We start from the raw sequence: 21,558 nt of genomic DNA, 5'->3' as shown, positions 1-21,558 counted from the left end.
ATGGTGAAAACGCTCCGGGGGATGGCGACAGGGGGACTGTTGGCGGTGGGGATGCTCGGCGGATGCAGCTGGTTTTCTCACGACGAGGCTGCGGATGCGGGGCGCCGGTTGCGGTTTATCGACGTCGAGGTGACCGCCAACGACAACGTGAACCCGAATGCCGCCGGGGAGGCGCAGCCGGTCAAGGTATGCGTGATAGAAACCAATCGCTCGGGGTGGATGCCCGAGGGGATTGGCGACGGCGCTCCTTGCCGCGAGACGGCGCCGTCGGAAGGGGCGCTGAGCCGGCAGCAGAGCATTTTGCAACCGAGGGAGACGTTGCGTTATCGCTTCGAGGTGCCGGCGGGGCAAGAGCGATGGGTCGTCGTCGGGGCGGAGTTTCAGCAAATCAGCGGCGTGTTGCCGCTCGCCGAGCAAAAGTCCCCTGCGCAGGCTGATTCGCAAATGAAGGTGATGGTGGGGATGACGTCACTCAGCATAGTGACTAACGACAAAATGGATGAATGACATGTTACCTAAACAACGCGTCGCCTGGGTAGAAGGCATGTTGATGGAACCGCAGCATTTCCAGCAGCAGGAACGTTTTTTCGAGCACTTGATTGAAGCGCGCTTGCGCAGCGTCGAAACCTTCACCTGGGGGTTCCTGACGCTGGAGATCGACAACGGGCTATTGGAACAGGGCAAGTTTGCGCTGAAGAAAGCCAAGGGCGTTTTCCCCGACGGCACGGCGTTCAGCATGCCTGAGGATATACCGCTGCCGCCGCCGCTGGTGCTGGGAGAAGGCTGCCAGGGGAAAGTGGTGTGCCTGTCCGTGCTGATGGACATCGCCGGCAACGCCCAGATCGATCTTATCCAGGATGCGCGAAAAAGCAGCCGTTTTCGCACCATGGACGCCGAGGTGCCGGATCGCAACCACGGCGTCAGCCTGGAGGGAACGCCGCGCGTGTGCACGATGCAACTGGGCAGCCTGGTGACGCGGCTAAGCCTGGAGGACGCGGTCAGCAGCGCGGAAAGCGTGCTGCCGGTCGGTTTCGTGCGCGAGCTGACCAGCGATCGTCGGGTGCTGCTGGATGAGCGCGCCTTGCCGCCGATGCTGGATTTCCGCGCCATCGGCTGGCTGCCCGCTTTCACCACCGAATTGCTTGGGCTGATCAGCCAGCGTCTGGAGTCGGTTTTCCGCCCGGACGTGCATATGACGATCGGCGGGCTTTCCGAGCTGCTGGAGTTGCTGTTGCTGCAAACCTTGAGCGAGTTCAATTTGCGCATCAGCCAACTGCTGGCCAGCCCGCAGGTGCATCCTGAAACCCTGTTCGACACGTTGCTGAGCCTGCTGGGGCGGCTCAGCATCATTCCCGGCGGCGAACGCCTCTGGGATCGGGCCGATTTGGTGTATCTGCACGATGAGCCGCACAACTGCTACTTCCAGCTGTTCGCCTCGATTCGCCGCGCGCTGTCGCTGGTGATCGAAGCGCCGGCGGTGGCGTTGCCGTTTACCGATCGCGGCGACAGCATTTATCTGTGCCCGAACGACTCGCAGCTGCGCCTGGAAAAACTGGTGTTCGCCGTCAGCTGCGGTTTGTCCATCGAGCATCTGCGCTCGTATTTCCCCGCACAGGTCAAACTGGGGCCGGTCGAGAAAATCATTCAGCTGATCGATCTGCAATTACCGGGCGCTCGCTTGTTGCCGATGGCTTCGCCGCCGCGGCACATACCGTATTACCCGAACAGCATCTATTTCGAGGTTGATCATGCCGACCCGATTTATAAGGAAATGATGGCCGGCTCGGCGATGGCGCTCAGCATCGTGGGTGATTTCCCCGACCTGCGTTTTGACGTCTGGGGATTAAGGCAAGGGAGGGTGGGATGAACGAATTCGAGAGAAAAATACGCGAGGCGATGGCGGTAACGCGCAACAACGCGACGCCGCGCCTTCCCGCGTCCGGCTCGGTGGGCAAAACGACGGCGGAGATCGCCGCGCTGTCCTTCGGCGCGCGGGCGCTGGCCGCCAAGCTGCGGCCGGGAAGCGCCGGGGTGGCGACGCCCCCCGAACCCAAGCCTTATGAAGCGGAAAGCGTTGCGCCGGAAAGCAGCGAGCCCGCGCCGGGCGAGCGCCCGGCCGAGGCGGCGCCGACCTCGAGCGGGCTGTTTGGCCGCGCCGCGCTGAGCAAGCCCGGCGTGATGATGGGCCATTGGGACAACCCGCTGATCGCCGCCGCTATCCCAGTCCTGCTGCAGGTGGAGCGGGTGCGCGATCAGAAACAGCTGAATCCGGGCGCGGTGCGCGCGCAGATCGTACGCGAGATCCAACAATTTCAGCAGACGCTGCTGGCGGATCACATCGCGCCGAGCGATGTGGACAAGCTGGCCTATCTGCTGTGCTCCTACGTGGATGAGTGCTGCATGAGCACGCTCGAATCCGGCGAACTGAATCTCAGCCTGCTGGTGGAGTTTTATCGCGACGCCTGGGGCGGGGAAAAGTGCTTCGAGCATCTGCAGGCCTATCTGGCCGCCTCGCCGCGCAACAAGGAGATCCTGGCGTTTTACGATCTGATCCTGTCGCTGGGCTTCGAAGGGCAATATCACGTGATGGAACGCGGCGCGGTGCTGTTGGCCGATGTGCGCAACCGTCTTGACGGCTATCTGTACAGCCAGAACCCGACGCAGACGCTGGCCGATGCCGAGCCGAGCAAAGTGGTGCGCAAGGCGACCCGCATCACGCCGCTGAAGCTGCTGTGCTACGGCCTGGCCATCGCGCTGCTGGCGTATGCCTCGGCCGCCTGGTATCTGCACGATCAGTCCCGCGCGCTGCGCAACGCCATTTTGGCCTGGACGCCGCCGCAGCCGCGCAAAATCAACATCATGGAGACGCTGCCGCAGCCGCTGCCGCAAATCCTCAGCGAAGGGTGGCTGGAGGTGCGCGCCGATCCGCGCGGCTGGCTGTTGATCTTCACCTCCGACGGCGCGTTCGCCACCGGGCAGTCGAAGCTGTCGGAAGAGTTTAAAAAGAAACGCAACATCGAGCGTTTGGGGGAAGCGCTGGCGCCGTGGCCGGGCGATCTGGAGGTCATCGGGCATACCGACAACAAACCGTATCGCAACACCTCCAACAACTCCAACCTGAAACTGTCCGAGGCGCGCGCGCAGACGGTGGCCGACAAGCTGCGCGAATCCTTGGCCAACAGTAAATACAACCGCACCGTGACATCGGTCGGCAAGGGCGATCAGGAGCCGCTGGACGACAACGCGACGGAAGAAGGGCGCCGCCGCAACCGCCGCGTGGACATCCTTTGGAAAATCGGCGAGAGGGAGATGGCTTCACCGTCTGCAACGTTAAATCAGGCAGGGGTAGCCGCCGAGGTCCCCGAGGATAACTAAGACATCCGCCGGCGTAGAGATAATAAGGAAATTATATGATACGTAGATCATTCATATTGGTGATTGCCTTGCTGCTGTGTGCGGTGGTGTGGTGGATTGGGCCGTTGATCGCCATCGGCACCTATCGGCCGCTGCTGTCGGTCTGGGTCAGGGGCATCATCATCGCGCTGATCCTGTGCTGGGCGCTGTGGCCGTTCGTGGCGACGTTCTTATCCTGGGTGTTCCGCCACGCGCGAGCGCCGGCCCCGGCCAAACGCAAGACCGCCCAGCGAGATCGCGTGACCTCGCGCTTTTACGACGCCTTGCGCACCTTGCAGTACGTCGGCACGGCGAAGCAGCGCACCCCCTGGCAGCGCTTCAAATACCGCCTGACGCGCCGTTACGTCAGCGAAAAACCGTGGTTTCTGGTCATCGGGCCGCCGGGCAGCGGCAAAACCTCGCTGATCGGCGAAAGCGGCGAACGCTTCTTGCTGGCCGAGCACTATGGCCTGCAGCAGACGGTGGACGTCGGGCCGACCCAGGATTGCAACTGGTGGCTGGCGGAGAATTCGGTGTATGTCGACACTTCCGGCGAATGGCTGCAGTTGAACGGCCTGGGGGAAGAGGGCGCCAGGGCGCGCGACACCCTGTTCAAACTGATCCGCCGCCATCGCCGCCATCCGGGCATCGACGGCATCATGCTGTGTCTGGATGCGCGTTGGTTGCTGCACGCCTCGCTGACGGAGAGAAAGTCGGTCGCCGACGCGCTGCGCGTGCGCCTGCTGGAGATGGCCTCGTGGTTCCGCAGCGAGCTGCCGGTCTATCTTACCATCAGCCACCTCGATCAACTGGTCGGCGGCGAGACCTTCCTGTCGATGCTGGGCGACGATCTGTTGCAAAAAGGCATGGGGTTCAGCCTGAACCGCGCCGAACAGGGAGAAACCCCCTTCGAACAGTATGAAACCCTCTACCGGGAGATGGTGGCGCGCGTCAGCCATCACGTGCTCGAACTGTTGCACGATGCGCCGGACGGCCAAAACCGCCAGCAGCTGCTGTTCTTCACCGAGTCGCTGGGGTCGCTGGGCAACCCGCTGTATTCCCTGTTAGAGCAGATCTTCCCGCAAACGCCGGTGGGCTACGCCTGCCATCTGCAGCAGGTGTGGCTGGGCAGCACCATCGCCTTGTCGCCGCAGGGGGCGATCTACAACGCGGAAGCGGCGGATATCTATGAAGCTCGCCCGACCGGGCGCATTTATCACCCGGAGCTGGATTACGCCCGGCAAGAACGCGGGGTGATGCAGCAGTCTTCGCACGCCAGGCCGCTCGGCAGCCGCATGAGCTCCCTGGGCCGCTATGTGCTGGTGCTCATTCTGTTGGCGGTCTCGTTTAATCTGCTGGCGATGCGTTACCTGTGGGAGAGCGATTACATCTCCTACATTGCGGCGCGCTTCGATGAGACAAAACGCATCGTGCGGGAAATTCCGGTGACTAACCGCGTCAGCGACGATGTCATTTCCGCCTATGAGCAGCTGGGCTACATGAACGCGCAATTGGGCGGCGAAGTGTCGCCGGTGCCGAATCCCTATTTCGAGCACAAGCTGATCAACAGCGCGGCGCAAAAAACCTACCAACGCCATTTGCTGCAGATCTTCTGGCCGGCGGTGGAAAACTATATCGCGGACGAACTCAAGAATGACGTCTCGGCGTCCAACAAGGACGTCTACGGCACCCTGAAAGTGTACCTGATGATGGGCGAACCTTCGCATCGCTCCGCCGAAGCCTTGGTCGACTGGTTCATGGCGCGCTGGGAAACCTTTATGCCGCAGGGTTACACCGACATGAACAAAGGCATCTTTGCTTACCATCTGCGGGAGATGTTCTCTTTGCCGGACGCGCCGGTCATGAAGATGAACGGCGATCTGCTGCGCCTGGCGCGGGTGAAAGCGATGAACATTCCGATGCAGGTGCGAGTGGTGCGCCGCATCGAAGAGAAACCGCTGCCGGCGGCGATCAACGATATTTCGTTGGCCGACGCCGCCGGACCGAACGTCTCCTTGATGCTACGCCGCAAGAGCCAGGCGACGGTCACCGATACCGCCGTGCCGGGGTTCTATACCCGCGCCAGCTATCGCGACGTTTTCCTGGCGCAGCTCGATGACGCCGCCAAGGACATGATCGAAGAAGAGTCCTGGGTGCTGCGCGACAGTGGGGAAGGGAAAAACGCGGTGAACTCGCTGGCCTCGGCGCAGAAGCTGGCCGACGAGGCGAGGAAGCTTTACCTCATCGAGTATGCCGACAAATGGGATGCGTTCATGCGCGACGTGCGCGCCCGGCCGGTCAACGGGCTTGAGGATGCGGCGATCCTGGCGCGTCAACTGTCCGACCCTTCTTCTCCGCTGGCCAATCTGGTGCGCTTCGCCGCACGCGAAACCAGCATGACCGGAACCAACCAGGGCGATGCGGCAAGCTGGTTCGATCGCCAGCGCAACCGCATCGAGCAGCAGCGGCGCGACATCCTGGGCGAGATTTCCGGCGAGCGCGCGCGTTTTCGTCTCACGCCGGAGCGCGCGGTGGAAGATCGCTTCGAGCTGCTCCGCCGTCTGGGCTATCAGCTGTTGCAGACCACCAACGCCAGCAACGATCCGCTGAGCCGCAGTTTCGAAGCGCTGTACAGCCAGTTGACCACCTTGTCCACCTCGCTGCGCGGCGGCCAGGTGGTGCCCGCCGGAGGCACGCTGAAGCGCCTGCAGCTGGATGCGGCGCGCCAGCCGGAACCGGTGCGCAGCGTGATGATGGACTTGTTGCAGGTCGGGGACAGCCAGACGATTCAGCAGAGCCAAAAGAACCTGAGCAAAGGCGCTTCGTCGCTGGCCTCCGGCTTGTGCAAGAGCAGCATCAGCGGGCGTTATCCGTTCTCGCGCAACGCCAGAGCGGAGGTCGGCATCGAGGACTTCTCGCGCATGTTTGGCCAAAGCGGCGCGATGCAGCAGTTCTTTGATGAGAACCTGGCCCCTTATGTGGACGTCAACGCGCAGAAATGGAATGCCAAACCGGGTTCAGAGGGGATCGTCAATGCCAGCACGCTGGGCGCGTTTGAAAATGCCCGCCTGATCCGCGATACCTTCTTCACTGCCGGCGACAAGCTGTCTTTCTCCATGTTCATCAGGCCGTTGTCCCTGACGCCGACTATTACGGAAGCGACCCTGGATATCGACGGGCAGGTGATTAACTACAGCCATGGTTTCAGCCAGCCTACCCGTATCGATTGGCCGGGTCCGAAAGGCGGCAGCTATGTTCGACTGACCTTCCGCACCGGCACCGGCCAGATCCAGGTCGCCAGTTTCGACGGGCCCTGGGCCTTGTTCCGGATGTTCGACGCCAGCAATCCCGTGCCGCTCGCCAGCGACAGGCGAGAGCTGACGATGTCGATGTCGTCGGTGGTGGGCGTGCTCAAACTGGAATTGCGCTCGACGATGAAAGATTTCCCACTTTGGTCACGGGCGTTGCGAGGATTCTCGTGCCCGAAAGCGATGTAAACACAACCGTAAAGAGGTGATAAACATGTTAGATCCAGCCAAAATTTTAGAAACCATGAAGGCCGGCGGCAATTTGGGCACCAACTCCCAATCGTCGCTGAGTCAACCGTTTATGCAAGGCGTCAGCAATATTCAAATGTCGGGGCCGGATGCGGCCAAGTCGGTCATGAGTAACGTGACAAAATCTTGCGATGATATGTTCGGCAATATGAAGGGCATTTTTAATGGTCTGCAATCGAATGTGAACGCACACCAAAAAATGCAAACCAGCGAGCAGCCGAAAGATTTTAATGTTTCCATGGACGATCTTCGTCCGGCGATTGCGAAAGGGTTCCCGCACGAAATGGCGGACTTCTTTTCCAAAGTGCCGAAACTGTAATCAACAACTTGATGGATAAAATACCGGGAGGCGGAAATGCCTCCTGGTATTCACAAGGAGTGGTGCGATGATCTATGACTGGATGCTCAAAAACGCCAATAAACGCATGGGTTTTTTTATCATGGTGATACCCAGCTTGTTTTTTTGGATATTGGTTTTTCTGACCTTATCTATTTTTTGATTCTTTGAAGTAAAAAAAAGCACCCGCGAAGGTGCTTAAAATGAAGCGAATTAAAAAATAGGAAGGGATGATTATGAGTTGTTATTACAGTTTAGAGATGATCTGCAATCCGCTGGAAATCAGCGCATCGACAGCCAGACCAATACCTTTACCGATGGTGCCGACAACGGTTTTGGCATCCGGGTTAACACCGGCAATCGCGGAAATGGTATCAATACCTGTACCTACCGCACTGCCAATCAGTGTGCCTACGTCACCAAAAAAACCAGCACCGTTAACTTGTTCAATTTCTACTGCGGATAGTTCTTTCATGATTGAAACTCCTTTTTCAGTTAGCCCTTTACTTCAGGCCATTTCATTATTGCAAATCAGGTCATTTTTTCAATAAAACTCGCGTTGTTTTTTTATACTATTGTGTTTTTTGTTAGATTGATTTTGCAGCGTTAGATTATATATTGCCGAAGTCTGGATTGTTATATCTCACTCGCCTTGAACGGCGGCGGTTTTATGAGGTTATTATTTTAAATCGGAATGATATATACCAGAAGGGAGACCTTATGAAGGTATTGACGACACCGGAAAGACCTTTCCGGTATGATGAGCTTGCGGATAAAATTATCCGCGAGGCCAGGAGCCGCTTGGGGTGCGCCGTTTTGCGGTTTTTAGACTGCATGATCCTGGGTTATGGCCCGCCGGTGATAGTCTTTGATATCTATAATAATCACGGTAAGTTGCAAACGTTCAAAGTCATTCTTCCTCTTGGGAGCGACGAGCAGCTAAAAAAAGATCACCTCGGATTGGTTTCCTGCCTGGAGGCCAAAAAGCTGATGAGGATCAAAAAAATATAATTCATCCTGCTCGTCAACGATGCCGCGTTATCTCTCTGCGCTGCGCATCACTCCTGAAAAATCTTTAATCCTACCTGGCGTTTCTTGCGTGGGCGGCCGATGGGTTCGCCTTCTTCTTTTTTGTTGCCGTCTACATGAAAGGGCGGGAATCACTTACTGCCATAAAGTGTAGCTTTTTTTTATGCAATTTTTTTACAATAAAATGAATATGGTTATACTCTGTTTAATAGGGTCTGCGATGATCCCGCCGCCACGGGCGAAAAAAGCATTATCCTGCCTTTATCATAAGTAAATTCCTAATGCATAAACGGATTCTCTTAACAATCAATGCCGCGCAATGTTATGTTCTATATTATGTGTTTTTTCGATATTTATCTGGATATATTGCGCTCTTGGAGTAAAATTAACGTATCAGAGAAAAATCTTAGCACCGTGATGCTGATGGCAATGATGCCTTATAAATATATCTTACGATAACAATTTCCCTTGCGAAGCGCGGCAGCTTACCGCGTCTTGCTTTTGTATGCTCTCCAGGGCAGATGATTTATATAACCCTATATATAAAATGCACCTTTGCGAGGCAAGGTCTTTTTTGCTTCGCCTATAACGCTTTTTTATTAAAAAGCACGTTAAAACAAAAAATAATCACAGCAATGATATTGCAGTAAGGAGAGTGAGCAAGCGTAGTCAAAAGGGAGGTTTGTTAATGGAGCGCGTCAATATCGCTATTGTGGATAAAAATCAATTCTTCAAGCTGGGGTTGAGTCTTGCCTTGCAAGAAGGTTTTCTCACGAATGGCATTAAGGCCAAGATCACGGGAGAAGAACGTGCCAACATCATATTCAGGGCGCCGGACAAGCGGGTGTCCATAAATTTTTGCCATACCCAGCTTTTGCAGGGCAACTTTTCTTCTATTCCGCTCTATTTTTCAATATTGGAGCATAAAAAGACATTCCCTAAAATTCATTGCAATTTGGAAGCCGGAAGTATTACGCGCAAAGACAGCGTGGCGGCGATCGTGGACAAGGTCATGTTCTGCTATCGCAAGAAAAATAGTTTGGTTTCAAGCTATTGCCCGCGTTGTCGTACCCAGTTGACCTTTAGCGAGGGGAAAGTGTGCCGTTTGATCCATTTGGGCTATTCACAAAACCAAACGGCGATGTTGCTCGGCATCAGCCCGAAAACGGTGAGTATTCATAAACGTTCGGCCATGAGAAAACTGAACATCGATAATAATATTGAATTCTTGCGCTGGTTAAAAATGCACAGCGACTCTTGTTAATCAGGGAAAGGAAGCGAACGGTCCGGCGCCGTATTATAAGCGGCGCTGAGCGGTCATCTTTTATTGATTTCCGCCTAGCATGGAATCGGTTTTATAGGGAGATAAAACATGGCTGTCTTTGTGAGGGAAGCGGTTTCTCATAATCATTTCAAATTATTGCAGGAGCTTTATGGCAGAGATTTGGGCGGGGAGCGTTTCCTGCACTGGAAGCATTTGCTCGATCCGCATTGTGGGGCGCCGATGGAAAAAACGGGCATATTTTACAAGGATCAAGAACGTTATCTCGGGATGTTTGTATCCAGTTTTTATCCTTTTAAAATCAATGAATTGTCTTTTAATGTCAATATGCTTGGCGATCTTGGGATCCACCGTCAGGTCAAATCTTCCACCGTCTTGAAAGATTTTTTCCTGCAGGCTAAGCGTTCGGATGTGGCGGCGGATATCTGCTTTTCCGATGACAGGAAGATCAGGGTTTATGAAAAGATTTTCAGAAAGTATTTAACCACCAATACGCAAATCTATCCCTTCGTCGAATTAACCTTAAAGCCTGATAAGTTTATGGCCTTTCGTTTTACCGAGGGTGGCCAAGCGCGGCAGGCCAGTTTTATCAATAATCTGGGGCGAGAAAAAGATCATCGCGCATTTGAATATATTGAAAAACATCCTCTGTATCATAAAATTCATTATATCAATAAAGGCAATCTCTACGCTGTGATTGGCTGTTCCAGTGAGTGTGCCGAACTTTTGGATATTTCCAATCCTTCCAGGGAGTGTTTTTCCTGGGCCATCGGCGTTTGTCGGCACCTGCATAGCCGTTGCAAAGTGATGATCCCTATTGGTTTTTACAAGTCGATTTGCGCTCAGGCGGCGGAGGTCATTGCAGAAAAGCGCATCAACATGCTGATCGGTTATTACTCAGAAAAGATAAGCGAGCTGATGCCGAAAGAGGTTTGGGTATGCCGCATGGATCGCCGTTAAGCAGGGCACGTGTATTCTAAATGGAGTGTTTGTCATGGAAGAGATTCCTGTATCACCCTATTCAAAAGTTTTTATCGATGAATATGACCGCCATCCAGAAGGCTGTAATTACAACGTATTGGTGCTGCAGCGTATTGAGGGCGCGCTGGATCCCATCAGATTACAAGCTGCGCTGAATGCGCTGGTGCAAGATCATGTCCTGCTGAACAGCCATATTCATGAACAGAATGGCGAGCTGTATTGGCGTCGCAATGACGCAATCCATCCTTTGCAGCATTACACGGACCGCACGCTGCTGACCCAAGTGATTCGCCAGCCCTTCGACATTTACCGCGGGCCGCTTTATCGTTGGGCGCTTTTCGCCGAGGGGGCGGGGCGCTATACCCTGGCGCTGGTGGGCCATCATCTGGTGATCGACGGCGCGTCTTCCGACGAGTTTTTCTCATTGGTGAGACAGTACTATGGTCAACAGCGGTTATCGACACGCCTCGAGGCGGCCGAGATTGCCGCCATCAACCGGCAGCTGCAGCGCGAGGTGGAACAACTGGCCGCCGACGGAGCGCTGGCGCACTGGCAGGCCGAAGCGGCAAATTTGGGCGCGATAGACGTGCCCTTTGAGAAAAGCGGCGCCGTGCGAAGCGATGAGGCGGCCGAGCTGCGTTTCCAGGTGCCCAAAGCGCAATGGAAAGCGCTGAAGCAGGGCGCGGGAATACGGCGAATGAATGACTTTCTGGCGTTGCTGGTGCTGTGGGGCATCTTGATGGCGCGCAGCGGCAATCAGGAAACGGTCTATATCAGCTATCCGGTGTCGATAAAAAAGGGGCAAAGATTTGCGCTTGGCGGGCATGTAAACACCAGCGTGATGCCCCTCTCGCTGCGTGACGGCGAAGGCTTCGCCGCCGTTTATCAACGCGCGCTGGCGTTTATTACCGCCGCGGCGCCGCACTCGCGCCAACGGTTTAACCAACTGCCCACGCAACAGGTGGTGCAGGCGCTGGGGATCCGCGCGCTGCCGATTTCCTTTGCCCAGACCAACCTGCGCGATGCGGCCTTGGCGCTGGCCGATTGCGCCACTTCGCCGCTGTTTGAAGCCAACCACGATATGGCCAGTGCGTCGCTTTCCCTGGAATATGAGGATCGGGCCGACAGCGATGCCTTGCAGTTCCGGCTGCGTTTTCGTCAGGACATGTTTGACGAAGAAGATATGCGCGACTGCGCGGAACATTTCATGCGCTTGATGCAAGCGGCGATGCGCGCGCCTGACGCGCCTTTACGCCACCTCGCCTTTTATCCCGCCGCCGACATGCCGCCAGATGACGACGCGGCCCCCGCGTTGCCGAGAGAAACCCTCAGCGCCCGGTTTGAGGCGATCGCCCTGCGTTATCCGGATAAGATTGCGCTGGAGTTTGAGGGGCTGTATGTCAGCTACCGTGAGCTGAACGGCATGGCGAATAGCCTGGCGCGCGAAATTACGCTCCGCTACCAAGCGCTGACCGGGGGCGCTCCCCAGGCGGACACGCTGATTGCGCTGTACAGCGAGAAAAGCCTGGAAATGGTGGTGGCGCTGCTGGCGGTGCTGAAAACCGGTGCGGCCTATGTGCCGCTCTCCTGCAATTATCCTCAGGCGCGCATTCGGCATATTCTCGAAGAAACGCGCGCGCCGGTGCTCATCGCCGGGGAAAGCCTGCAATCGGTCGCCGAGGCGCTGGCGGCGATGATGCCGCACGCCGTGTCCGTCCTCACGCTGGGCGATCTGAACCGCCTGCCGCACGAGCGGCAGAATCTGCCGGCCGTCACCGGCGCCGACCGGCTCGGCGCGGTGATCTATACCTCGGGATCGACGGGGACCCCGAAAGGCGTGATGCTCGAGCAACACGCGATGTGCGGGTTGGCGACCGCGTCCGGCATCGCTGTCACGCCCGATGACGCGTTGCTCTTCCTCTCGAGCCCGGCGTTCGATGCGGCGACGTTCGAGGTGTGGGGCGCATTGCTCAACGGCGCCAAATTGGTCGTCGTGCGCGACACGGAGGATATCGCCGGCGATGTGCCGCAGTTGGAAGCCTTGCTGCGTCGGCAGCAGGTATCGATTCTGTGGGCGACGCGCAGCCTGTTCGATCATCTTTACCTCAGTCACCCCGACCTGTTCGCCGGGCTGCGCTGTCTGCTGGTGGGCGGGGAGGCGCTGACCGCCACGCTGATGCAGCGCCTGGTGCGGCAAGCCAACCGCCCGCAGCAGGTCATCAATGGCTATGGCCCGACGGAATGCACCACGTTCACCACGATGTACGCCATCGCGGCCGACGAAACCCGCAGCAGCATCCCGATTGGGCGAGCCATACCGGGACGCGAACTTCATGTGCTGGATCGCTGGCTGCAGCCGTTGCCGCCAGGGCTGGCCGGCGAGCTGTATATCGGCGGAGACGCGCTGGCGCGCGGCTATCTCAACCAGCCGCAGCAGACGCAAGAGCGTTTCATTACGCTGAACGGGCGACGCTTGTATAAAAGCGGCGATCGGGTGCGAGCGTTGCGCGACGGCAATCTGGAGTATCTCGGCAGAAACGATTGCCAGGTAAAAATCCGCGGTTTCAGAATTGAACTCAGCGAAATAGAAAATACGATCAATGCGCTGGAGGGCGTCGAGAAATGCGTCGTGGTGGATGTCGTCCATCGCGATAGCAAGCGCCTTGCCGCTTATGTGCTGATGGCGCGGGGCGAGCCGCTGGATCCTGCCGATTTGCGCGCCCGGCTGGAGCGGATCCTGCCGGATTACATGGTGCCGTCCAGCTATGTCGCGCTCGACGAGATACCGCTGACGGTGAACGGCAAGCTGGATCGCACGGCGCTGCCCGCGCCGCAATTCGCGCAAGGCGAGCGATATGCCGCGCCGCAGAACGCACTGGAGGCGTTGATTTGCGCCCTGTGGGCGGAGATCCTCGGCGTTGAACGGGTTGGGGTGGATGACGACTTCTTTCGTTTGGGCGGCGATTCGATCCAAAGCATCGTGTTCACCAGCGAATTGAGCAAGTCGGGCTATCACAGCAACTCGCGTGCGGTGTTCGAAACCCGGAATGCGCGGGCGCTGGCCAAGCGCATCTTGCAGCAACGGGAGGCGATTGCGCCGCTCAATGAACAGGGCGAGCTGCAGGGCGAATTCGAATTGCTGCCGATTCAGCGCTGGTACAACGAGCAGCCGCCGCAACATCGCGCCTTCTTCAACCAGACTTTTTTGGTGCGGGTGCCACCGATGTCCGCCGAGCGCGTGGCCGATCTGGTGAACGGGCTGGCGTCGCGCCATGACATGCTGCGCGCGCGGTTTAGCGCCGACGATGCTGGCGCGCTGGTCGCGCAGCGCTATCTGTCGGTGGCCGACGGCGGCCCTTCGTGGGGATACTATGACCTGGCGCTTTGTCGCCAAAGCCGCGCCGAACTTCTGCATCAATGGCAATCGGGGTTTGATCCGGTAGAAGGGCCGCTGTGCCGCTTCGTCTACATTTTCGACAGCAGCGCGCCCGGCTACGCGCTGATGTTCTGCGCATTCCATCATCTGATCATCGACGTGGTGTCCTGGCGCATCATCGTCAGAGACATGCGACGGTTGCATCAGGGGGAATCGCTGTCGGCGAAAGGCACCAGCTACCGGCAGTGGGGCGAGACGTTAAGGCACTACGCGGCGAGTCGGCATGACCAATGCGCTTACTGGTTGGCGATGATCGCCGGGCAACCCGATTACGCCACGCTCAGCGAGGGGGCGCAGAGTCCGGCGTTTTGCCGCTTCGAGTGCGACGCGGCGTTGACGACGCTGTTGATGGACAGCTGTCATCAGGCCTACCGCACCTCGACCCGCGATGTGTTGCTGGCGGCGCTGGCGCCGGTGTTGCAGGCCTGGCATGGCCGTGCGGACAGTTACCTGACGCTCGAACACCATGGCCGCGATATCAATGACGATAAGATCCAGCTCGACGACACCGTCGGCTGGTTCACCGCCTTACTGCCTTTGCGCATCACCGCGCATCAGAGCCCAAAACACACGCTGCGCGCCATCAAGGACGCATTAAGAAAGATGCCGGATCACGGCATCGGCTATTCGGCGCTGAAATACGGTTCAGCGTCGGACGACGAAGCGATAGCCTGCCTGCGGCGCCACCGCTTGCCGGCCATTTCATTCAACTATCTCGGGGTCTTTAACGAACAGACTGACGACGCCTTGTGGGCCTTGATCGACCAAACGGCGGATCTGGAAAACGGCGCGCTGCCGGCGAGCGACAATGTGCTGGATCTGGTGCTCTACGTGCACGGCGACCGGCTGAGCATCGTGATGTCGGGCTTATTGCCGCAGGCGACGCTGGCCCGGATCGGTTCGCACTATCGGGAGAGCCTGTCGGCGCTGGTCGCACACTGTTGCCACGAGGCGAGCCAGGGCGTTCGCCTCGCCAGCCCGGGGGACTTCCCCCATGCCAACGTCAGCCTCGCCGAGTTGGACCGCTGGCAGCAACGTCATCGCATCGCCGCCGTTTTCGAGGCTACGGTCACGCAGCGGGAATTGATGTATTTCAACCGGCTTAACCGCGAGTATCAGATCGATCAGGCCGTTTATGAGGTGGCCGGCCCGCTGCAGCCGGAGGTGTTGAACCAGGCCTGGTCGCTGGCGCTGCAGCGATTTGAAATGCTGCGCGCAGGGTTTGGCGATCAAACCCGCCGTGGGCGGCCCAACGTCTTCATCTGCGAGACGCTGCAGGCGCCGATCGCGATCGAGGATTGGACCGACGCGCCGCCGTCCTCGCTGGAAGAAAGGATGGAAGCGCTGTTGGCCCGGGAACGAGAAACCTCGTTTGAGCTGGATGCGCCGCCGTTGATCCGCTGGCGCCTGATCAAGTTGAACGCCGATGAGCACTATCTGGTGCAGACCTTTAACCATATCTTGTTCGACGGTTGGTCCCTCGGCGTTCTGTTCGAACACTGGTTCAACGACTATCTCACCTTGCTGGAAGGGGGCGCGCCGGCGCTGGAAATTAACCGATTTGAGCCTTTCGCCGCTTATGTGCGCGCGCACGGCGACGATCCCGAGGCGCAGGCGTTCTGGGCGGACTATTTGCGCGGGGCGCCGGTCAACCAACGTTTGCCGTTGAGCGCTTCGCCGGCTGCCGCGCCGCAGGGGCGACGCATGCGGCAATATGGCGCGGAATTCAGCGCGGAACAGGTGGCAAGCCTCACTGCGTTTTGCCGGCGCCAGGGGATCACGGTCAATCAACTGACGCAGCTGGCCTGGATGCTGGCGCTGGCCGAAGCGCTGGCCTGTGACGATATCGCGATCGGCACGACCATGAGCGAGCGCCCGGCGGACATTGAGCAGGTGCAGACGCTGTTTGGCCTGTGTGTCGCCAGCCCGGTGCTGCGCCTGCAGGCGATTCGCCGCCGGCCCATTTATGCATTGCTGGCCGATATCGCGGATTCCCAGACGCTGAGGCAGAAGTACGCCTTTTCCGAACTGAACCGCTACGACGAACAATGGGTGCCCACTTCGCCGTTCGGCAGCCTGTTTGTGTTTGAAAACATGCCGCAACCGCAGAAGGATCCGCGCTTGCCGTTTACGTTCCAGGTGACGGATATCGTCAGCGGCAGCAACCACCAGACGGTGCTGTGCTTGTTCCCCGAAGCGGAACGGCTCGCCATTTCACTGTTTTATGATTCTCACGAGATAGCTCAGGAGACCATCGTTGCGGTAGGACGCCGTTTTCAGGCCATTGCGCTCGCGATCGCCCACCTTCCGCCCGACAGCGAAATCCGCGCCGAAGACGGGATTATCCAGGCGGAGGAGGCGTGATATGTGGCTTGCTATCGACGGCAAAATAAAATACCGGGCGATCGTGAGCGATCTTGACGGAACCTTGCTGGATCCTGCCGGAAATCTGTCTGATCTGACGGTGGAAACGCTCAATATCCTGCATGCCCGCGGACTGGAAATCGTCATCGCGACAGGCCGTTGCGATGCGGATGCGCGCGGGATTGTGGATGGCTTGGGGTTCTCGCCGGCGATCGTCTCCTGCAATGGCGCGATGGTCAATATCGAGGGGCGGCCGGTGGCGGATAAAAGCTATTTCCTGCCTCGCGACAGCCAAATGATGTTGATGGATTACCTCTTCGCCTGTCCGCTCCACGTGACGTTGTTCACCCAGGAAGGATGGATGATGGCCGAAGAGAATCCGCATTTTGCCGACTATATCAAAACCTCGGGCGTCGCTTGCCGCTATGTCGAGCCGGAGGCGATGAAACGGCAACCGATCCTGAAAGTGCTGCTGCAGGGGGAAGCGGCGCTGATCGAGCGGTTTTACGACGAGGTCAGTCAGGCTTTCGGAAAAACGCTGTCCATCTGTAAGTCCTCTGCGGAAACGATAGACATCATGGATAAGCATATTTCCAAGGCCAGGAGCGTGGCCGACTATCTGAGCGCCAAACAGATAGCGATGCGCGATTGCCTCTCTTTCGGCGATGCGATGAACGATTTGGACATGCTGCGCTGGGCCGGAACGGGGGTGGTGATGGGCAATGCCATGGGCGAATTGAAGCGCGCGCTACCGTTTAACCCGATTGCGTTGCCCAACAGCCGCAATGGCGTTGCCGATTATCTCTGCCGTGAGTTCGGCCTGTTCTGACATTGTCACCGCCGCGCGGGTGAACGCATTGGCAACAGGGTCTTTCGTGGGCAGATAACAAGGAGGTGAACAAACAGTGAGGGTTTCATTTTTTCATTACTAAACATGTCGATAAATACAAAGGAGACAGTATGAAAGAACTGACTGAAGCAGAAGTCATGGCGGTTTCCGGCGCAGGCATCGCTTCCGATGCCGGCAAAATCCTGGGCAATGGCATTGGCGCCATCGTAGATGCCGGTACCGGTCTATTCGGGATCCACGCGGATGCGGCGGGCGCCGGCGCCAAACTCGGTGAGGGCATTGGCGCCGTCATCGATGCCGGTATTAGCGCCTTCTCGCAGCTGTTTGGCCGTAAATCGTCATAAGCCCGGCCCTTAATGAAAAGTGCCCGCAAGGGCACTTTTACCTCGCACATGTCGGGAGCCGCAAGAACGGCAAAGGGAGAGTTCATGGCGAATAAAATCATCTTGATCATGGCCATCAATCTGTTCGTGGCGGTGGCGTTGGCGGTGTTTAACTTTATCTATATCCAAAAGAAGGTGGATATACGCGCCCCCAATGACGCCACGCCCTTTCAGGTGACCGAGAAAGCGCAGGGCAGGATCGTCTCCATGCAGCAGACCTCGGTATTTCTGAACAACAATCCTGTGGTGGCGTTTACGTTGGAAATCAACGCCAGGCGCAAACAGTTTACGATCGCTGACCATCGGGAGGTCGTGCTGTATATCGCCGTGAGCCGTTATGAGGAAAACGGCGTTTACAGCCTATTGCTGGGCGAGAACGACAGGGACGTGGCGTTCGAAAAGGACAGCTTTGGCTATCCGATACGCTTTCATCAGGTGCTCTAGGCGCGCGGAAGGTTTCCTGCCGCCAGGCGGCGTACAAGGGATTTGCCACGGACAAAGGGGGGAGGAAAAAATGCTAAAACGCATCGGATACATCGCGCTGATTTGCCTGGCCTTAATCGGCGGCCGGCAGGCCATGGCGGCAGAGGAAGATCGCTGCTTTGCGGACGAACATCCCGCCTTGCACACCGTTATTCCTTGTTATAACAATCAGTTGGCGATATTGCCTCTGTCATATTCGTTAAAGGGCGTGGATAACGGCCATGACGTGTCGATACGCCATTATCGGTTGATGTCGCAATCCTGGTCGCCGCAAGACGCCATCCGGCCGACGCAATGGTGGCACGATGTGGATATTTATATCCCCAACGGTGCGCTTGCCCGTAAAGCGTTGGTGCTGATGAGCGATGACTGCGCTTGCGCCGCCGCAGGGGCGAGCGGGGCAGGCAAGCAAAATGCGACGTTTTCCGTCGCTATGCCGGCGGCATTGGCGGCGGAAAGTCACACCGTCGTGATTGTCGTCAACCGGCTGCCTTATCCGTACCTGGAATATCAAAATGAGGGGCGGCGTCGTACGGGGGAGGACAGCCAGGCCAGAGGCTGGCGTTTGTTCCTGGACGATGCGGATGAATACTTGATGATGCCGCTGGCGATCCCCATGACGGCGGCCTTGTCGCAAACCATGACGCTGGCGCAGCGCGAATTGAGCCGGTGGGGGATAGATAAATTCATCGTGGCGGGCGTGGCGAGCGGCGCAACCGCGGCGTGGCTGGCGTCATTGTCGGATGAGCGCATCGATGCCGTCGTCGCCATGTTCCCGGATGGGGTCGCGGCGCGGCAGGTCTTGAAGCATACCTATCGTACGTATGGCGGCCGTTGGCCGTTGGCGTTTCATCCTTATTACCAACTCGGCATCGATCGGCGCATAGAGACGCCGGCGTTCGACAAACTGATGCAAATAGCGGATCCCACCGCTTATCCGCCGCCGACGGCGGGAGCGCGGCCAGCTGTACCGAAATATGTCATCATCGCCAGCGGCGACGAACGTTATCCGCCGGACAGCACGCGATTCTATTTCAGCGCCTCAGCGGGAGAGGCTTCGCTGCGCGCGATTGCCGACGGGGATCGCGCGGCAAGTCGGCCGGCCGCCGAACGCGCCATACTGGCGATGATCAAGCGCCGCCAGCGCGATATCGCGTTGCCGACGATCGAGGTGCAAGGCAGCGCCGCGGATGCTGCGGTGCGCACGCTGCGTTTTTCCGAACCGCCGGCCACCGTGCGGCGCTGGAGCGCGCACAACCGCACGGCGCGAGATTTTCGTTATTCGTGCGGCGTACGCTTTACCCCGGAGCCGTTGGCCGCAGCGGAGGCCGATCGCGGCGAGTTTCGTCTGGCCGTCCCGGCGCAAGGCTGGGAGGCCACCTTTATCGAGGCGGTGTTCAACGATGGGTTTATCGCGACCACACCGGTCTTTATCACGCCGGACGATAACTATCCGTCCGCCGTTCCCGCGGGCGATGGCCTGGCGTGTGAAACCCTACCCGGCAGAGGGTTGGGTGAAGATTATCGCCATGACGATTAATTAGCGGCGCCGAAAAACAATAAGGCGGCAATGCGTTATTCTGCGCGACAGAGCGCATTGCTGCCTTATTTTAGAAATAGTGAACGGCGCCAGACAGAATATTTCTGCGTAACGCCATTTTCTCGTTGTCACATGACCGCGCCGGTTTCACGAACGGCGAATGCCTTATTCTCCCTCCTGTTCTATAAACCGTTATCGCCATGCTTTTGCTATTCTGCCGCCCCTCTCGCTGCCGCCGCGTCGTGATGTCTTTCGTAATATAAATGTCATTTATTTCAAGGCGGGTTTTATCGCCAGGCTTTCATTTTACGGCGATGTCGCCCGATTTTCCGGCTGAGGGGGAAATGAGGAGGATCTGGCGAAAGCGCCTTCGAGTAGCGCGATAATAAATTCCCTTGCGGCCAGATGAATGAATCAAGAAACGCCGATTTGGCGGTTTTTTCAAAATAAAATTAAGAATGATGCTAATTCTATTTGGGGTAATTATCTTTTCTCATCTTTACATTGATTTTATGTATTGCTAAAGGGGGAAAGCTAAGCATAATTAACTATGAAAGGAGCGGGGCTCCTATTCTCCCTGTCCGGGTTCTCCGTGGTGGGGATATTTTGAAGTCTGTCTAATCAAAAGGAGAAGTACCCATGATGGAAAAAAAAGTGATTATGTTGGCATTTGTCGCGGCAGCGTGTTCAAGCGCTTTACCTGCTCTGGCAGCAGATGGTCAGGTTAATTTTACCGGGAATATTGTCGATGCTGCGTGCAAGGTCACGAATGACTTGAGTAATCCATTAAATGTTGTTTTGGGTGATGTGGCCCGAACGGCATTTGCGGGTGGCAAGGGATCAACGTCCAGCGCGACAAAATTCACGCTGGAAGTCACCGATTGTCCGGATACGGTAAAAAGCGCCACCGTTAAGTTTGACGGCGCGGCCGATAACGGCGACAGCAACGTATTACAGCTGACTCAGGAAACGGATGTCGCTACCGGCGTCGGTATCCAACTGTCTGATATTTCTAACAGTGTTCTGCCGCTTTACACGGCGTCGACGGCTTATCCGTTGGCTTCCGGCAGCGGCGTGAAAAATAACCTCGATTTTACCGCCCGCTATATTTCCACGCAGGCAGATGTGACCGCCGGTAAAGCCAATAGCGTCGCCACCTTTACGCTGAATTATAACTGATAATATTTTCTTGCCCGCTGGTTCACAGCGGGCTGTATTGCCTCGGAGATAATATTATGCGTTTTAATCGCTACGGCGCCTTAGCGGCTTTCATTATTTTATTGTTTGCGTCTACGGTTCACGCCGGCGTGGTGATTGGCGGGACGCGGGTGATATTCAACGGCGAAAAAAAAGAAGCGTCAATCAGCGTGGAGAATCCGGATAAAGAACCGTATTTGATTCAGTCCTGGCTGGAGAATCAACAAAGCGGGGTGGATAAAATCGCGTTTATCGTTACGCCGCCTTTATTTCGGCTGGACGGCAACCAGGAAAATATGCTGCGCATCGTGAAAGTGGGCGATGACTTACCGAAAGATAAAGAAAGCTTGTATTGGATGAATATTAAATCCATTCCTTCAACAACCCAGACGGGTAAATCGAATACGCTGCAAATAGCGGTCAAGACCCGCATTAAATTGATTTATCGGCCGGCGCCGCTGCTCCGCCAGGTACCCGAAGAAGTGACGCAGCAGCTGAAATGGCAGCGTGTCGGTTCAGAATTAAAACTCACCAACCCAACGCCTTATTATATGAACTTCCATTATGTCCGTATCGGGGGACGGGAAATGAAAGAGGTGGCATATATCGCGCCGATGAGCAGCGAAATGTTTGTATTGCCCGTGGCGGGCGCAACGTCGGTAAGCTGGAAATTAATTAATGATTATGGCGGCACAGGTAAAGAACATCAGTCAGGTATTTAATCTG

At 57.0% G+C, this 21,558-nt stretch carries 17 protein-coding genes; 16 read left to right on the top strand and 1 reads right to left on the bottom strand.

What is annotated here, in order from left to right:
• The first annotated feature begins 21 nt into the window (after positions 1-21).
• From GT753_RS11580 to GT753_RS11560, 5 genes are read left to right on the top strand one after another with little or no spacing between them, the layout of a single operon-like run.
• Positions 22-507 carry a type VI secretion lipoprotein TssJ gene (locus GT753_RS11580; RefSeq protein ID WP_099982554.1) on the top strand — a complete coding sequence of 162 codons (486 nt, stop codon included), beginning with the start codon at positions 22-24 and terminating at the stop codon, positions 505-507.
• A gap of 1 nt (position 508) precedes the next feature.
• A complete protein-coding gene (tssK, locus tag GT753_RS11575; protein WP_044030911.1) occupies positions 509-1,867 on the top strand; it encodes a type VI secretion system baseplate subunit TssK in 1,359 nt (452 codons plus the stop codon).
• Complete coding sequence (icmH, locus tag GT753_RS11570) at positions 1,864-3,375, top strand: type IVB secretion system protein IcmH/DotU (RefSeq protein WP_004935328.1); 1,512 nt, start codon at positions 1,864-1,866, stop codon at positions 3,373-3,375. Before tssK ends, icmH begins: the two co-directional genes overlap by 4 nt.
• 35 nt (positions 3,376-3,410) lie before the next feature.
• The gene (tssM, locus tag GT753_RS11565) at positions 3,411-6,890 is read left to right on the top strand and encodes a type VI secretion system membrane subunit TssM (RefSeq protein ID WP_031300672.1); all 3,480 of its coding nucleotides are present in this window, start codon (positions 3,411-3,413) and stop codon (positions 6,888-6,890) included.
• A 25-nt stretch (positions 6,891-6,915) separates the two neighbouring features.
• Positions 6,916-7,269 (top strand): DUF6277 family protein, encoded by a 354-nt coding sequence (locus GT753_RS11560; RefSeq protein ID WP_033632662.1) that lies wholly within the window; start codon positions 6,916-6,918, stop codon positions 7,267-7,269.
• 265 nt (positions 7,270-7,534) lie between these two features.
• On the opposite strand, the gene GT753_RS11555 is transcribed toward GT753_RS11560, so the two are convergent.
• The gene (locus GT753_RS11555) at positions 7,535-7,762 is read right to left on the bottom strand and encodes a hypothetical protein (protein WP_004935320.1); all 228 of its coding nucleotides are present in this window, start codon (positions 7,760-7,762) and stop codon (positions 7,535-7,537) included.
• A gap of 245 nt (positions 7,763-8,007) precedes the next feature.
• Between GT753_RS11555 and GT753_RS11550 the strand changes: the two genes are divergently transcribed.
• From GT753_RS11550 to GT753_RS11500, 11 genes are all read left to right on the top strand, one after another.
• Positions 8,008-8,298: a hypothetical protein gene (locus tag GT753_RS11550; protein WP_088381730.1), complete on the top strand. Its 291-nt coding sequence runs from the start codon at positions 8,008-8,010 to the stop codon at positions 8,296-8,298.
• Positions 8,299-9,004: 706 nt separating this feature from the next.
• Entirely contained in the window at positions 9,005-9,580 is a 576-nt protein-coding gene (locus tag GT753_RS11545; protein WP_004935315.1) for a LuxR family transcriptional regulator, read from the top strand.
• A 108-nt stretch (positions 9,581-9,688) separates the two neighbouring features.
• Entirely contained in the window at positions 9,689-10,558 is an 870-nt protein-coding gene (locus GT753_RS11540; protein ID WP_004935313.1) for a hypothetical protein, read from the top strand.
• A 34-nt stretch (positions 10,559-10,592) separates the two neighbouring features.
• Positions 10,593-16,379 carry a non-ribosomal peptide synthetase gene (locus GT753_RS11535; protein WP_160125596.1) on the top strand — a complete coding sequence of 1,929 codons (5,787 nt, stop codon included), beginning with the start codon at positions 10,593-10,595 and terminating at the stop codon, positions 16,377-16,379.
• 1 nt (position 16,380) lies between these two features.
• On the top strand, positions 16,381-17,208 hold the full coding sequence (locus GT753_RS11530; RefSeq protein ID WP_004935307.1) for a Cof-type HAD-IIB family hydrolase: 828 nt from the start codon (positions 16,381-16,383) through the stop codon (positions 17,206-17,208).
• 131 nt (positions 17,209-17,339) lie between these two features.
• Complete coding sequence (locus tag GT753_RS11525) at positions 17,340-17,573, top strand: hypothetical protein (RefSeq protein WP_004935304.1); 234 nt, start codon at positions 17,340-17,342, stop codon at positions 17,571-17,573.
• An 84-nt stretch (positions 17,574-17,657) separates the two neighbouring features.
• Positions 17,658-18,056, top strand: a complete 399-nt coding sequence (locus GT753_RS11520) for a hypothetical protein (protein ID WP_160125595.1) — start codon at positions 17,658-17,660, stop codon at positions 18,054-18,056.
• 70 nt (positions 18,057-18,126) lie between these two features.
• Complete coding sequence (locus GT753_RS11515) at positions 18,127-19,635, top strand: PhoPQ-activated protein PqaA family protein (protein ID WP_160125594.1); 1,509 nt, start codon at positions 18,127-18,129, stop codon at positions 19,633-19,635.
• 160 nt (positions 19,636-19,795) lie between these two features.
• A complete protein-coding gene (locus tag GT753_RS11510) occupies positions 19,796-19,972 on the top strand; it encodes a hypothetical protein (protein ID WP_154612866.1) in 177 nt (58 codons plus the stop codon).
• A gap of 302 nt (positions 19,973-20,274) precedes the next feature.
• The gene (locus GT753_RS11505) at positions 20,275-20,814 is read left to right on the top strand and encodes a fimbrial protein (RefSeq protein WP_004935293.1); all 540 of its coding nucleotides are present in this window, start codon (positions 20,275-20,277) and stop codon (positions 20,812-20,814) included.
• Positions 20,815-20,870: 56 nt separating this feature from the next.
• The gene (locus GT753_RS11500) at positions 20,871-21,554 is read left to right on the top strand and encodes a molecular chaperone (protein ID WP_160125593.1); all 684 of its coding nucleotides are present in this window, start codon (positions 20,871-20,873) and stop codon (positions 21,552-21,554) included.
• Positions 21,555-21,558 lie beyond the last annotated feature (4 nt).

This window comes from Serratia sp. Z4 (assembly GCF_009900725.1).
Classification (GTDB): Bacteria; Pseudomonadota; Gammaproteobacteria; order Enterobacterales; family Enterobacteriaceae; genus Serratia; species Serratia nematodiphila.
This window is presented reverse-complemented; position numbering and strand designations above follow the sequence as displayed.